Annotated in this window: 16 protein-coding genes and 1 tRNA gene; 13 read left to right on the forward strand and 4 right to left on the reverse strand. The window is 40.6% G+C overall.

The window, feature by feature from the left end; all coding sequences use genetic code 11:
* Nucleotides 1–26 precede the first annotated feature (26 nt).
* The 4 genes from LNTAR_RS04355 (at nt 27) to LNTAR_RS04370 (ending at nt 2,412) form a co-directional block, all read left to right on the forward strand.
* Complete coding sequence (locus tag LNTAR_RS04355; protein WP_007277423.1) at nt 27–518, forward strand: hypothetical protein; 492 nt, start codon at nt 27–29, stop codon at nt 516–518.
* The gene (locus LNTAR_RS04360; protein WP_007277424.1) at nt 515–1,891 is read left to right on the forward strand and encodes a glutamate ligase domain-containing protein; all 1,377 of its coding nucleotides are present in this window, start codon (nt 515–517) and stop codon (nt 1,889–1,891) included. The genes LNTAR_RS04355 and LNTAR_RS04360 overlap by 4 nt, the downstream gene beginning before the upstream one ends.
* On the forward strand, nt 1,888–2,271 hold the full coding sequence (acpS, locus tag LNTAR_RS04365; protein ID WP_007277425.1) for a holo-ACP synthase: 384 nt from the start codon (nt 1,888–1,890) through the stop codon (nt 2,269–2,271). Before LNTAR_RS04360 ends, acpS begins: the two co-directional genes overlap by 4 nt.
* 69 nt (nt 2,272–2,340) lie before the next feature.
* Nucleotides 2,341–2,412, forward strand: a tRNA-Gly gene (locus LNTAR_RS04370).
* A gap of 131 nt (nt 2,413–2,543) precedes the next feature.
* On the opposite strand, the gene LNTAR_RS04375 is transcribed toward LNTAR_RS04370, so the two are convergent.
* On the reverse strand, nt 2,544–3,908 hold the full coding sequence (locus tag LNTAR_RS04375; RefSeq protein ID WP_007277426.1) for a site-specific integrase: 1,365 nt from the start codon (nt 3,906–3,908) through the stop codon (nt 2,544–2,546).
* Nucleotides 3,909–3,912: 4 nt separating this feature from the next.
* Nucleotides 3,913–4,836 (reverse strand): helix-turn-helix domain-containing protein, encoded by a 924-nt coding sequence (locus LNTAR_RS04380; RefSeq protein ID WP_007277427.1) that lies wholly within the window; start codon nt 4,834–4,836, stop codon nt 3,913–3,915.
* A gap of 177 nt (nt 4,837–5,013) precedes the next feature.
* On the opposite strand from LNTAR_RS04380, the gene LNTAR_RS28160 reads away from it, so the two are divergent.
* From LNTAR_RS28160 to LNTAR_RS04425, 9 genes are all read left to right on the forward strand, one after another.
* Nucleotides 5,014–5,142, forward strand: coding sequence for a hypothetical protein (locus LNTAR_RS28160; protein ID WP_274377911.1), 129 nt, complete (start codon nt 5,014–5,016; stop codon nt 5,140–5,142).
* An 11-nt stretch (nt 5,143–5,153) separates the two neighbouring features.
* A complete protein-coding gene (locus LNTAR_RS04385; RefSeq protein ID WP_007277428.1) occupies nt 5,154–5,453 on the forward strand; it encodes a hypothetical protein in 300 nt (99 codons plus the stop codon).
* Nucleotides 5,454–5,455: 2 nt separating this feature from the next.
* The gene (locus LNTAR_RS04390) at nt 5,456–6,328 is read left to right on the forward strand and encodes an RAD55 family ATPase (protein WP_007277429.1); all 873 of its coding nucleotides are present in this window, start codon (nt 5,456–5,458) and stop codon (nt 6,326–6,328) included.
* Nucleotides 6,329–7,633 carry a hypothetical protein gene (locus tag LNTAR_RS04395; RefSeq protein WP_007277430.1) on the forward strand — a complete coding sequence of 435 codons (1,305 nt, stop codon included), beginning with the start codon at nt 6,329–6,331 and terminating at the stop codon, nt 7,631–7,633.
* Nucleotides 7,630–8,877: a hypothetical protein gene (locus tag LNTAR_RS04400; RefSeq protein WP_007277431.1), complete on the forward strand. Its 1,248-nt coding sequence runs from the start codon at nt 7,630–7,632 to the stop codon at nt 8,875–8,877. The genes LNTAR_RS04395 and LNTAR_RS04400 overlap by 4 nt, the downstream gene beginning before the upstream one ends.
* On the forward strand, nt 8,874–9,353 hold the full coding sequence (locus LNTAR_RS04405) for a hypothetical protein (protein WP_007277432.1): 480 nt from the start codon (nt 8,874–8,876) through the stop codon (nt 9,351–9,353). The genes LNTAR_RS04400 and LNTAR_RS04405 overlap by 4 nt, the downstream gene beginning before the upstream one ends.
* A gap of 188 nt (nt 9,354–9,541) precedes the next feature.
* A complete protein-coding gene (locus tag LNTAR_RS04415; protein WP_007277434.1) occupies nt 9,542–9,886 on the forward strand; it encodes a hypothetical protein in 345 nt (114 codons plus the stop codon).
* On the forward strand, nt 9,879–11,708 hold the full coding sequence (locus LNTAR_RS04420; RefSeq protein WP_007277435.1) for a phage terminase large subunit family protein: 1,830 nt from the start codon (nt 9,879–9,881) through the stop codon (nt 11,706–11,708). The genes LNTAR_RS04415 and LNTAR_RS04420 overlap by 8 nt, the downstream gene beginning before the upstream one ends.
* A 32-nt stretch (nt 11,709–11,740) precedes the next feature.
* Complete coding sequence (locus LNTAR_RS04425) at nt 11,741–12,391, forward strand: hypothetical protein (protein WP_007277436.1); 651 nt, start codon at nt 11,741–11,743, stop codon at nt 12,389–12,391.
* A 217-nt stretch (nt 12,392–12,608) separates the two neighbouring features.
* Here LNTAR_RS04425 and LNTAR_RS04430 read toward each other — a convergent pair whose 3' ends face one another.
* Together LNTAR_RS04430 and LNTAR_RS04435 are read right to left on the reverse strand one after the other, a co-directional pair.
* Nucleotides 12,609–12,809 carry a hypothetical protein gene (locus LNTAR_RS04430; RefSeq protein ID WP_007277437.1) on the reverse strand — a complete coding sequence of 67 codons (201 nt, stop codon included), beginning with the start codon at nt 12,807–12,809 and terminating at the stop codon, nt 12,609–12,611.
* A 261-nt stretch (nt 12,810–13,070) separates the two neighbouring features.
* The coding region (locus LNTAR_RS04435) for a hypothetical protein (RefSeq protein ID WP_007277439.1) at nt 13,071–13,488 on the reverse strand (418 nt) is incomplete at its 5' end.

Consider the following 13,488-nt stretch of genomic DNA (forward strand, 5'->3'; position numbering starts at 1 on the left):
AAGCTAGAATTTGCAAGGAAGAAAAAATGAAATGTGCAGAATGTGGGCGTGCGGTCAGTTTAAAAGATGGCACATGTTATTACTGTCGGGAAATACCTGCGGCATCGGAAGCTGAATTAAAGTTGATGCTCATCGATATGGAGCGCAAAGAAGCTAAGAATCAGTCGGGAAATGGGATATTTAAATTCGCGCGTATTTTGTCTTTTCTCTTGGGCTTAAGTCTCGCCATCATTGCCATAATCAATGTCTTTGATACCAAATTCTTCCTCTTTGCCTGCGCATTAGTTTTTGTCTTCAATGCCTGGACCCTAGAAAACGGTTACATGCGTTCGACGATCTTTTGCATTTTAATTTCAGGGGTGACTTCGATATACACGCTCTCGCTCGGGGTCAATTACTTGCGGGGCGATCAACAAAATTTTAGCATCGCCTTTTTTGCTGTTTTCATGAGCATACTTATCGCCATTCCGGGGATATTAATGATATACCACACAGAGATGGAGAAGAGAAAAAAGTGAGTAATTTTCGTTTGCCTGCCAAAGGCAGTAAAATATTTTTTGCGGGTTTAGGCGGCATCGGCATGAGCGCCCTCGCACAATTCATCAATAGCCTAGGGTATGAAGTGGCGGGCAGTGACCGCGACATCAGTTCTCCGAGTCAAGCCGAGCTCTTTGCGAAGCTCGCAAAGCAGGGCATCCAACACTTTGTGCAGGATGGTTCCGGCGTCAGCAGTTTTGCACCTGACCTCATTGTTTTTTCTTCAGCTTTAGAAGATGATAATCCCGACTTTTTAGCTGCGCCCAATACCGCGCGCATGCACCGTTCACAAGCCATTGCTGCGGCCGTTGATCAGAGTGGACTCAAAGCGATTGCGGTGGCAGGGAGTTGTGGCAAGACTTCGGTAACGGCGTGGATAGCGGCGACCATGCGAGCGATGGGCAAAGCACCGGTGATGATTAATGGAGGCTATTCTCCCGACCTCGAGTCCGATACCCACCCAGGGAATTTTGGCGATGGTAGCGACTATGTGATTTTTGAAGCTGATGAGAGCGATGGCTCACTGGTTAATTTTACTCCAGAGCTCTCCCTCTTGCTCAACATGGGCGATGATCACCACAGCAAAGATAAACTCGAAGTCATGTTTAAAACCTTCCTTGATAATGCCAAGCACGCCTTGGTCAATGATGAACTTGCCTACTTAGCAAAAGATCATCCTTCACACAAAAGCTTTTTGTCCGAGCAAGCTGATTTCTCTTTGAGTCAAGTGCAACACAATCAGCAGGGCGTGACGTTCTCTCTCAATGGAGACTTTGTGCAGACCAGTCAATGGGGCGTACATTCCGCGGATAATGCCCTTGCGGTGATCGCAAGTTTAGCTACTTGTGGTTTTTCCTTAGAAGAAATCCTTCCAGCCATGTTAGCCTTTTGCGGAGTTCGCAGAAGGTTTGAACTCAAGGGGCGAGTCAAAAATGTTCCCCTCTATGACGATTACGCTCACAATCCACAAAAAATTGCGGCCTGTATTGCCGCTGCACAAGCGATTTATAACGGCCCTGTATTAGTCTTTTTTCAACCTCACGGCTATGGTCCTTTGGGTTTTATGGCCGAGGCACTCCAGCGTGAGTTAGAGGGCGTTTTAAATCCTCAAGATAAGTTTGTCTTCCTGCCCGTTTTCTACGCGGGTGGCACCACTTCCTTTAAACCCACTTCCAAAGAAGTTTGTGAATCTTATGCACAGGCGGGCTTAAAAGTTGACGAACTCGCTGACCGTGAGCTCTGCTCAGCTTACCTCGCAGAACAGGCCAAAGATTATTCTTGCATCCTCGTTGTGGGAGCGCGTGACCCATCGATTCCTCTCTGGAGTCAAAGCTTAACGGATGAAGCCTCATGATTGGTGGTGTTGGCACAGATATTTGCGCTCTTGAGCGCATCGAAAAATTGCTTTCGGGGATTCGCCGTGATCATTTCCTCGATAAAACTTTCACTGATCGTGAATTAGATTTAGCTCCGAATTCTAAAGCGGAAGTGGCCTTTTTCGCCGGCCGTTGGGCCGCAAAAGAAGCTTTAGCAAAAGCTTTGGGCACTGGATTTGGGCAATTTTGTCGCTGGCAAGAAATTTGCATTGATCGCCAAGAGTCGGGTGCACCCGAAATTAAATTATCGGGGGTAACTGCTCAGACTGCTGATAATCTAGGACTTACAAATTTTCACCTCAGTATTAGCCACGAAAAGAGCCATGCCGTCGCATTTGTAATCGCAGAAAAATTATAATTTTTTCTTCTTTTCCCTTTGGCGCAACTTGTTTTCTACGCAGGAAAAGGCATTATATAAGCACAAAACGCGAGTGTAACTCAATGGTAGAGTATCTGCCTTCCAAGCAGAATGTTGTGAGTTCGAGTCTCATCACTCGCTCTTTAGTACAGAAGGACTTATGAATAATATTCATAAGTCCTTTTTTTGTGGGGGCCATTAAGAATTGCAAAATGGGGGCCATTAAGGGCTGAAATGGGGACCATTAAGGGTGATTAACTTAAAAAATCTAACTAAAAATCACTTTTTACTTCAACTGCAAGTAGTCTGGCATAGTGATCTTCGACCATTCTAGAGCTATTTCCCATGGCCGCAGCAACTTCAGAGGCGGTTTTGCCCGATCGTAGCATATTTGAGCCATAAGCTCGTCGTAAGCTAAGTGCGGTCATTTCAGCAGGTAGCACGCCGATGACGGCCGCAGTGGGCCCACGAGCGTTTCTTCCATTGAGATATACCGATAAGCTGCCCGCTTGCCAATGAGGAGAGCCAGTAACTCTCGAGGGGAATAAAAGATCTCCTGTAGCTAATTCTTTAACATGGCTTAAAAGCAAGGGTAAGAGGTGGTTTGGATTTACATGGATCGATCTAGCTCTTTTTGCGTTTTTAAGCGTTCTAATCTCGTTGGCTTGAACTCTAAGATAATAATCACCGTCACTACCCTTATAAAAATCATCTCTTTTAAGGCCTCGCATTTCGTGCGCTGAACATCCTGCAAAGCCTAGAGTTCCAATCAAAGCTTGCCAGTAAGTATCTTGCTTGATTAATACTGCCTCAATCTCTTCAATGGGGTGCCAATGAATATCGCCTCTCTGCTCGTTCTTTCTCTTTTTAACTCTGGCAGCTATATTATCAATTTCCCAGGTTCTGGAGGCGTAATTAAAGAAGCGGGAGAAATACTTCCATACTCTATTGAACCTTCTATTAGGCTCCTTAAAGCTATCACTCTCGTCATCTAGATATTCAGTGAGGTAAACAGGAGTCACGACGGATAGTTTGTTATCCAGTAAATCATGGTGCTTAAAAAAATCATTTAATTTGTTTATGTGTGTGGAAACATCTTTTTTGGCGATTTCACGAGAGAGATCTTGCTCGTATATAACTAAGGCATCCCTACAGGTGGGGGAATTTTGGTAGGATAAAGAGATTTTTCCTTCGACGCTATTACTGAGACTAAAGTACTTTTCTTTAAACTTTATAAGTTCTGCGTTTTCTTTCTCCAATAAAGTTATTTTCTCTTCGTGAGTGGAGAGTTCTTCGCCTAGTTTAAGGATTTGATCCGCGAGTTTATGGATATCTTTATCAGCAATATCAATATCAGGGAATTCCGAGAGTAGCTTTTTTGTTTTTGCAGAAAGGGGCTTTAGTAATTTTTCGCCATAATACAACTCATAGACCAAATCAGAGATATCGGTTTTTTGTGCTTGTAGAGCGGTAAGTTGTAGAGAGATAAATTTGTCCAATTCGGCGACCACTTGCTGGGCAGTATCGGCACTCTTAGTTTTTAATGATTTTTTGACTCTTTGATCAAGATAATTATAAAAACGAGCATAGTAAGTTTTACCCTTTTTCTCGATATGCGCTGTACGTTTGCGTGTCATTAAATCAAATGAAATCAGAGATTATTTTATCAATTAGATACAAAGCGTCATTGTTGAAAAAATTATTTTCAAATCTACTAAGTGAATAAGATTCTTGTTCTGTTTTCCATTCTTCAGGAGGAGTATTTCTTTGTATATAGTCAATTCTGGAGAGATATGACTTTTTACTATTATATCGTAAGGTTCTTAATTTGGAATCATAATGAATTTTCAGAAAATCAAAGTGCGGTGTATCTAGTCTTAAATGAATAAGGATGTATTTTCCGGCAAGTTCCTTGTCGTTATTAAGTTGATGTTCGGAGCAAATCAATACATCACCGGAGTTAATCTCTTTATCGATGATTTTATACTTCTGGGAGAATTGAAGGGCGATTCGATTTTTATTGGAGAAGTTATTAACCACATAATCTTCCTTAATTAGCTTAGCCGTTTCATAGCAGTATAACTGGATTTTTTGTGTGGATAGTTCTTGTGCAGCAAGTTTAAAATCCAAAGTATCCATTTCAAAAGGCTCTAATCCTAGTTTTGTATGATCGATATTTAAATATGTTATAAGTTGAGCAAGTTCCTTTGGGTGGAAGTTTTTTTTGTGTTCGCTAGAAAAAGAAGATAAGCTCTCTCCCTTTTCTATATAGTAAGGTAGTGACTCGCTTATCTTTTTTAAGGTCAGTTCCTTTTCAAGGGTTTTTGACGATAGCTTTGATTGTATAGGTTCTGAATTAGGGATGAAGTAAGGGATATGTTGGCTTTTTAATAACTTTGCCAACTTATTTAGATTCGATACTCGAATAGTTTCAACCTTCCCATTGAACCATTTACTGATGGTTTGACCAGACACTCCTATAGTCTCTCCCAACTCATCATTGTTGATAGATAGATGACTTTTACAGTCTTTTATTGATGTAATCAGCTCTTCTGTGATTCTCATGAGGTATCCTCGTTACTTAATTCTTAATTAAGGTAGTTCAATTTCCTTAAGCGTCAAATAAAGTACTATATTTTATTTTAAGTTTATAAAAAAGTCTAATTTTATTAAAAAAAGTTATTGAAATCCCGCCTTTAGTGCGTTATGATTATTTTATTATATGAAATAACGAGGTGAAGAATGAAACTAAAACAGCTACTAAAAAAAAGAATTTCTGAACGAGAGCAGAAGCTTAAATGTCAGGTAAAAGTCGGCACAATCAAGTGCCAAGTAAAAGTCGGCACAATTCAGTGTCGAGATAAATCATAAAGGAAAACAATATGCGTATTGAACATTACATACCGCTTATACCCCCGGCGCCATCGTCTATATGGAGCGATGCTCACTTTGAAAGTGAATTGAGTGAGGAGAAATTACTATTGCCTATACCACCCCTACCCATAAGGCCCTATATATCAAAAGATAAAGATGATCAAGTCTATTATGCGGAACTTAAATTCTTTAAAGGAGAGGATTCTACAGTGAATGCCGTTCCCATTTCGAGCCGAATTATTCAAATGACCCCAGAGCTCGTTGAGCACCTTGCTCATGTCTTTGAAGCTTACGAGGGAGATATATAAGGATGGATCAACTCAAACCAATACTAATAGATATTTTTGCAGAATTATCTAAAAAAGTTACTGAGAATAAATTGACTCCGACGGGAGTCGATTACATAGATAAATTGCTTGATGGAGGATTACTAGAAGACGACTTTGTCAACTTCATGGGCCCCTCGGGATATGGCAAGACTACGATCATGAATCAATTATTAGCTTCTTATGTTGAAGCTAGTAGGAGAGCCTTGCTTATCTCAACTGAGCAGAGTTTTAAAGGGGATATAGCAAGTCGTTGGCAAACACTAATGACTGGGGAATCTAAGAATGCCTTCTTAAGCGGACATGTGGATGAGAGGGCTCAAGCTTTATTAAAAACTAAAATTACTCATTGGGAAAAATTCGCAATATTTGAGTCTTGGGCAAAGAAGGAGAAATTGGATTTATTACTTGAAATTGAGCAGTTGATAATACAAGAGCAACCGGAGGTGGTGCTGTTCGATGGGTGGCAGCGAGCGGCTGATTTAGTTACAAAAGGTTCAAAGAATTCAAAACTAGATCTTCGAGAAGCACTCCAAGGTTTGAAAAATCTCGCTATCAAGCACCAAATACCAATCATGATTACCCATCAGTTAAATGGCGTTGCGGCATCGAAAGGCAACGTGAATGCTATATCACAATTCGATGCTCAAGAAGACAAAGATTTCGTACATCGTTTCGACATGAGTATCGTTTTTTCTAGAACTAATATCGATGGGGTAACAATCATGCAAACTGGGAAATCAAGGCACTCTGAGCCGTCACAAGTAGAGGTCCGCTTGAATGGCGAATTCTGCAAATTTGAGCTTGTCGATGAGGGGCAAGATAGCGAAGAAATGAATGATTTCGGGTCTATCTAGATGAAGGATCGAGAGGGTATAATAAAGGCTCTGCCGACACCTTTTTCCCTAGAGGGGCATCCTGCTTTTTGCCAGCATGTTATACCGTCGGAAAATAAGGACCTGGTTTTCCTCTACTTGGATCTGCTGCCGCATTTAACACTCAATGAGGCCTTATTAATCTCAGTGATTTTTCATAATAAAGATGGGGCATATAAGGAGGACCATTGGCAGAGTAAGTTTCACGACTGGTGTAGTCGCTCGACTTTCAAAAGAACAGTCAATTCAATAAATGACAAAGATTTAATTAGTCAACTCCTTACTAAGGGCAATTATTCGTTGACTCTTAAGGAAGATGTATTGATAAAGTTCTGTGCGGATGCAGGTCTTAAGCGAGGAAAAGGTAAACTGCTTTTAGCGGGTAAATTCATTGCAATTAACAAGGTCCTAGTCAAAACGTACGGTCTTCATGGTGCTATCATACTCGAGCAGGTCCATAGATGGCATAATTATCTGTTGTCTAGCGAACGAGATTTGAGTAAGTCAAAATACTTCCTTTATGGGCATCCCTGGCTCAGGAGATCGGTAAGTAATATCCAAAAAATGGACCTTCCATTTATTGGGCTCACAGCTTTAAAGCAACACATGAAGTCAATTAGTACGAGTGACCCTGAGAAGTTTACTCAATTTCCTTTGCTTCAGGTCAAGTTCGGGAATTGCCGTAATGTGTCTCACTGGAGTATAAATTACGATCTACTTTTAAAAGCATTAGAGCCACAATCATCGGGTGAAAATCCAGCATCTTTGATATCCATGTTATTCCTCGAATCTAGGGACGCCGAATCAAAGAAGCGAATAGCCTATCTCTTAGCTTTTTGTAGTCGAAAAGGAAATGAAAGCCACTCGGATCAGGTACTTTACGACGAGGGTCTAATTGGTGTCAGGTACTTTGAAAAAGTTGTGGAGGTCCTGGTGTGGGAGTTCTCGAAGTCTTCACAAGGTAATTTAAAAAAAATCCTTATAACTCGATATCGCAAGATGGGCATTAGCCTCCTGTTAATGGATTTAATACGTGTGGTGAGCTCTTTTTATATAAAAAGCGGTGGGAGATATATACCTATTTCCTTGAAGGAAAATGAGTTAATAAGATCATCTCGATACCCTAAGGAAGACTCTAAAGAGTTGATTGACTTTATCCGTGACGTACAAGGAGTGAAAAATCTGTTGAATTCCTATTTGCACTACCTGCTTGAACACGCCGATAAGGTTAAGCGAGTAGGGCATATCCGTATGGCCTGGCGCCAATACGCTGAGGATTGTCTATGAATGTCAAATCCGACCAACTGAGCTTACCAAATCCGACCATCTGCGGCGGCCAACTCTACTATAAAGCATTGCTACTAAACAGCATTATACCTAAAGGTATAATATATAAAACATATAAAAATTTAAGTGTACTTTATCTTAGGACTGTGAGAGCCCTAGCCATAAGTCCTAAACTCTTTTTGAGGTCGGTTGAAGATTATATAAACTACTGTAAATTAAGTATAGGAACTGCACTAGAAGTGGGTTACCTCAATAAGTTATTACACGCGCTATATAAAAAACCCTTTACCGCACCGACACGCCGCGCTAAGAAAATAATTTATCTGCCATCAAGATACCTCAAAACAATAGCCATTACTTGGTTTTTGTTGCTATGTACTTGTGTCCCACTTCTCCTTATGAAAAAATTAGATCCTTACTCACCCCAGTCACCAGACCATTTTTGGCAGTATGCAAATCATCTGTATGCTTTACCCTTGGAAGATAGAGTTTATCCTATTCACGATGTGGATAGGGTATGCAACATCCTAGATTACCTTTTGTACAAAGAGCTACAAGTAGCGTCTACGAGATCTAGTCAGTATGCCTTGGCATCGGCCAGGGAAATCTATGATGATATTGCTAGGAGCTCTTTAAGGTGGCCTCTCGAAGCTTATTTATTGTCAGGATTACCCTCAAGTGATATCTCACAGTTACTAGATGTGCCAATCAAGACAATAGGATCATATAAAAGTACTTTTTTCGACCTAGGCCCTGTCATAGATCGCCCTCAGCTTCTTAACTCCTTTCTCTATGCAAATTGCACAGATCTAGCTGAAGACATCCAGGCAAAGCAAATGGTGGTTCAGTTAGGCTTAGATGCATACCTATTCAATTTTCATCAAGTGCCGCTAGCAGAGCCGCAACAGAAGTCTTTACATCAAAGCTGTAAAGAGGCATACCAGTCGCAAAAATCCTTGGCCTTGGCAGGAGTGACTCAACTTTCAAAATCGCAGATTGAAGTAGAGCTTCTCCTTCTCAAAGAACGTCAAGTAGCAGCATCTGAAATGAGGATAAATCACGGCGGAGAAGTAGGGCAGGATTGGGATGATGACTCAATTCCTTTAGACAAGCTAAGAGCATTAGATCTTCGTAATATTCAAGAGCGAGCCGGAGAGGCAGTAGTTAAATTACAGCAATCACAGGAACTGTCTCCACATATGGCTGCTATATCAATGATTCGACAAAATGGAGGTGGGCTATGAGCTCAAAAGTAAGTAATTGTCTGTGGAAGAATCAGGCCGCCACTGAGTGGTTATACAAACGTATGGATTTAACAAGATCCTGGTCTACATGGTCTAGATACCATAAAAACCGCATAGAGTTTTGTATGAAAGCTACAGCTTTATCAGGGAAGCGAAAAAGTTTTATGATCCCGTCTTCACTAGTAGCAGGTATTTGTGAAATAGAAGAGGCTATAAAAAAGAAAAAATCAGCTAGATACACTCTAGAAGTCAGAAAAGCTCTAGCCTATCTAGGCCTCACATTTACAAATACGAATCACTTTATGAAGAGTCGTAAGCTCTCCAAGAAAGTAAGAGAATCGAGACGTTCATACTTAATGAGAAAAACTTCAAACACAGCCGAATTCTTTGAGTTAGCAGCAAGGCTTTACGATAAAATCCCCATCTCCAAAAGGCATCCCTTGCAGATAAAACCCATTTATTTGAAGGTGAAATAATTGAGTGATTTCATAAAATACCTTGAAGAGTATGGGATGATAAAAAGAGCTTCTCAACTCACTATCACCGAATGGGCTGTAATCAATAATTTGCGGCAAAGTCTATACGAGAGAGCCTGTTTATTAGGGCACTCTGAAAAGGACCTCAAAAATCTCAAAAATAAACTAAAACATAAGGAAGGTACAAAATGAAAAATGAACAAAGCAAACATAGAGAATTATCAGAGTTAGAAAAACAAGTTCTTGAGATGCGTAAGACTGCAAAAACACTTGAAGACTTTCAGGTGATTAACGACCTGAAGGAAGCATCAAGAATAAAAAATGCGCAAAGAGTCCTGCAAGAAATGATGCCTGAGATCCTTGAGTCTTCAAGAGCACAAGAGATTTTATTACATGATATAGCATTTAAAACGGCACATAAAGAGTACCACGATGCTCGAGTTCAAGGGAAGTCTGCAGAAGAGCTGTTAAGCTTAAATAAACGACTTCATCATGCAGCCGAACTTAATGAAAAAGTACTGAAAAATGACTGAAGAAGAATTGTTAGGTTTTATTCCCTATCTGGATAAGGCGTTGGTAGAAGAACTCCTAGCAACAGGAGTAATTACAAAGGAAATGCACCTGTCGTTTTTAAGTAATTATACTGGAGCGACAGGCGACATCTCGGTCTACCTTCCGTATACAGCACAGCTCAAAGGCAATCCTTATAGCTTACTGAACTTTCCGATGTTCAGACCTTTGTTCAATTTGAATCTAGAAGCGCAGCAAGTTACCTATCAGTGCTGCAGGCAGGTGGGGAAAACAGAATCTCTGTCATCGTTAGTTTGCCTTAAGGCGAGAGTTCGGGATAACTACAATTCTTTAGTTGTCGCACCCCGACACGAGCAGGCTACTCGGATCTCAGCGGCGAAAACTATTCCATTCCTTAAGGAATCTTTAGCAGCCAAGCTCCCTAAGTTCTATGTGGATTCTCTCCGCGATGTACACAAGCAAGAAATAACACTTAAGAATCAAAATAAGATCTATTTTATAGGGTGCTACCTTAGTCCAGATGCAGCTAGGGGTTTAAGTACCGAGTGTGTCTACTACGATGAGTATCAGGATATAAATCCCGAGCATACGCCAGTAGTAAATGCCTGCAAGGATGGCTCGATGCTCTATGGCGAAGAGTACTATTTCGGAACTCCCAAATCCACGTCTGGACCACTTACAGAAAAATTCATGGAGGGATCTCAGGGGTATTGGTGTGTAAGCTGCCCAAGTTGCGATAAAGAAGTCTGGGCCAATGATGATATAGATGACGCAGGCAGCTATGCATGTGAGCGCATTATAGGGATCGAAGGCCCCACGTGTATATATTGCGAATACGTGTTCACTTTTGAAGAAGTTCTTTATAAGGGCTACTACAAGCATCGTCATCCCGAACGATTAAAAAAGCAAATAATTGAGGGGAGGGAAGTTCTCGGTAAAGCCTCCTATCACATATGCCAAAGTTTTCATCCAGCCCACATGGTGTCAAAAGCGAAATGGGCGGACTTATATAACAAAGCCAATGGATCCATGGATCGCGTAACCTTCCTCAATGAGTGCATGGGTATTGCGGCTGATCGAGGTAATGTTTTAATCACACCTCAAGAATTAGCTGATTGTTGCTCCGAAGATGCAACTCACATTAATAGTTTGCAGAGCGCTCTGACTAGATCACGAGTTAAAAATAGTAGGGTATATATCGCCATAGACTGGAGTGGGTTCGGTGGCCAAGCTAGTGATTCGTATACTTCGTTAGTAATTTTCCGGCAGGATCTAACTAGGCCAGATTACATAGAGGTATTATACCTCGAAAGGTTGTCTAAGGATCTAAGTCCCGAACAAACAACTCAACATGTCCACAAGCTGGTACAGCAATTCCCTCCTTATGCCCTCGTACACGATCAAACGGGTGCGGGCTTTGTCGTTGAAACACTTTTAAAACAAAAGGTCAAGAACGTGCCTGTAATAGGTATTTCATACACGGGAGGTAATGGCAACCTGCGACTCGAGACAGTTGCAGTGAATTCAGCTCAACAACGCTCAGGAATAACTCTTAGTAAAACTAGGTCCCTAGAAATGTTCTACTTGCTACTAAAGGGTGGCTACGTAAAACTCCCAACTAAAGACTCGTGTTGGAAGGAGATTACAGATCTACTGAATTTACAGCGCGAATCAAGAATATCTCGAAATGGAACTGAAGAAATGTTCATTACACGATTTTTGGGCCGTTCCGACGATTTCGCTCACGCTTTAAATATGGGAGTGACATTTGCTCTCTATAAAACAAATGGTTACCCAAATCTTCAGAAGAAGTTTTTTGGGTGATAAACATCAAACAAAAAAAAAGGAATGAGAATATGGATAAGTTATTGACTGTGTATACAGAGAAGGTTTTTGAACTATCGTCGCGTATCTTTGCGGCAAAAAATCTTTACAAAGATATTAATTGCAAAGACCCAGGAGGTAGAGAGTATGTCACTAAATCTGTGCCGATAGACTTGAGCGATAAATATATATGTGCAGAAGATTCGATCCCCTATAATTTTGCACTCGCAAGAGAATTGGTCGGAAAGCCAGAAGCTTTACAAGCGCAGTTAATCTCCCTATTGAAATACTTGCCTGAGGTCCTTAAAGGAGAAGATCCATTAAACTATCAGCGAGGAATGGATGACAGAAGTATTGATTTTCTGAGGACGAATATAAAGATAGTTAATGAAGTCCTTTATGATGTAGAAATAAAAGCTGATTTTTATCCACAACCACATGCATTGATATCATTGATCTTCAGTATCGTGAAGGATGTGGCTAAGCTACAAGAATCTTCCATTACGGCTCTGGCAGAGCACCTTAAGGTGGACTCTAAGACCTTAACTAAAAATGAGGATTACCTGTATATGGCGCCAATGCTTTGTGGAGGTCCGTGGGCGGATATAGCTCAAAGAAAATGTGAGGGAGCTTGCTTTCCGATAAGCCTTGAGCAGATGTGCTATAGTAGTGCTATCGGGTGATAGCTATATTTTTGAGCTACAATATATCTTGTCTATTGAGGTAAGCGTGGCGCAGAGTTCAATTAAGTCTATATAGCTTTAAATCATATTATTTACTTATTTTAAGTAATATGGATAGAGATGTTGCTCTTAAGTTAGATGCAATTATCTTTTAGAAGATAGGGGAATGTATGATAAAGATCGTTAAATTCTTTCGTTTCGATATCAAAGCGAGAAATTAAATGTCATAGCCACCAAAATAGCCTTTGTATGGTTCCTTGATTTTTAAGATTTCTGCCTCTAGCGCTTTTACTTTCTGTCTGGTCTCTTCTTCGCTGCTAGAGTGACTTTCGTGTAAGGGGTCAATGATGTCGGCTTGGTTATGAGTCCATGTAAGTTCTTGCTCTGAAGTATCATCTAATTGTCCAGTTTTTGCCAAGTGATCTTCTTTAGCTTTTAGGTATGTTCTGAGCTCATTAGCTAAGGACCAGGAATGAGCTTCTGTTTTCAGGGAGTCAATGCGATTTTCAAGATTGTATTGAGCGCGCTCGATTTTATTGATTTCCTTCTCAAGGCTACGGATTTTCTGACGATCGATTTCCTTTTTGGCTTCTCGTTTTTTCTTAGTAAGTGAACAATCAAATTCGTGGACAGCTTTTTTGATGAGAGCTTCGAATAATTTATCTAAGCAATGCTCGACTCATTGAACTTTTCTATCACTCCAGCTAGACTGAAAATTCGGGCAATAGGATATGATTTTTAAAGTTAGTTTTTGGTGGCAGTTTTCATGTAATTCAATCGCGATTTTTTGATCGTGGACAATTAAATCGACTCCTTGGTAGCGATTACTTTCAGTGACAATGTAACCACGTTTTTCGGCTTGCTTAAATATTGTATTAAGAATTAGCTTGGCCCTAGAGAATGATGTGATATTTCTCAAACCGTACCCACTTGGAGGATGAAAATAATTTGACCAAGGATTGCGCTTAGCTTCTTCCTTCTCCTTGTTATAGAGCTCTGTATATTTCGTTATTAGGGGGTGGCTGCCGCGTAGATCTTTCGTAATCTCAATATCCCTATGCTTTTCCTCATCTTCCATAGCTCTAAGCAAAAACTCA

The sequence above is a fragment of the Lentisphaera araneosa HTCC2155 genome (assembly GCF_000170755.1).
In the GTDB taxonomy this organism is placed as follows: Bacteria; Verrucomicrobiota; Lentisphaeria; order Lentisphaerales; family Lentisphaeraceae; genus Lentisphaera; species Lentisphaera araneosa.

What these genes read in the sequence shown, in the direction of transcription:
- LNTAR_RS04355 (WP_007277423.1), top strand. Translation starts at nt 27, where the DNA reads ATGAAATGTGCAGAATGTGGGCGTGCGGTCAGTTTAAAAGATGGCACA.
- acpS (WP_007277425.1), top strand. Translation starts at nt 1,888, where the DNA reads ATGATTGGTGGTGTTGGCACAGATATTTGCGCTCTTGAGCGCATCGAA.
- LNTAR_RS04375 (WP_007277426.1), bottom strand. Translation starts at nt 3,908, where the DNA reads ATGACACGCAAACGTACAGCGCATATCGAGAAAAAGGGTAAAACTTAC.
- LNTAR_RS04380 (WP_007277427.1), bottom strand. Translation starts at nt 4,836, where the DNA reads ATGAGAATCACAGAAGAGCTGATTACATCAATAAAAGACTGTAAAAGT.
- LNTAR_RS28160 (WP_274377911.1), top strand. Translation starts at nt 5,014, where the DNA reads ATGAAACTAAAACAGCTACTAAAAAAAAGAATTTCTGAACGAGAGCAG.
- LNTAR_RS04385 (WP_007277428.1), top strand. Translation starts at nt 5,154, where the DNA reads ATGCGTATTGAACATTACATACCGCTTATACCCCCGGCGCCATCGTCT.
- LNTAR_RS04390 (WP_007277429.1), top strand. Translation starts at nt 5,456, where the DNA reads ATGGATCAACTCAAACCAATACTAATAGATATTTTTGCAGAATTATCT.
- LNTAR_RS04395 (WP_007277430.1), top strand. Translation starts at nt 6,329, where the DNA reads ATGAAGGATCGAGAGGGTATAATAAAGGCTCTGCCGACACCTTTTTCC.
- LNTAR_RS04400 (WP_007277431.1), top strand. Translation starts at nt 7,630, where the DNA reads ATGAATGTCAAATCCGACCAACTGAGCTTACCAAATCCGACCATCTGC.
- LNTAR_RS04405 (WP_007277432.1), top strand. Translation starts at nt 8,874, where the DNA reads ATGAGCTCAAAAGTAAGTAATTGTCTGTGGAAGAATCAGGCCGCCACT.
- LNTAR_RS04415 (WP_007277434.1), top strand. Translation starts at nt 9,542, where the DNA reads ATGAAAAATGAACAAAGCAAACATAGAGAATTATCAGAGTTAGAAAAA.
- LNTAR_RS04420 (WP_007277435.1), top strand. Translation starts at nt 9,879, where the DNA reads ATGACTGAAGAAGAATTGTTAGGTTTTATTCCCTATCTGGATAAGGCG.
- LNTAR_RS04425 (WP_007277436.1), top strand. Translation starts at nt 11,741, where the DNA reads ATGGATAAGTTATTGACTGTGTATACAGAGAAGGTTTTTGAACTATCG.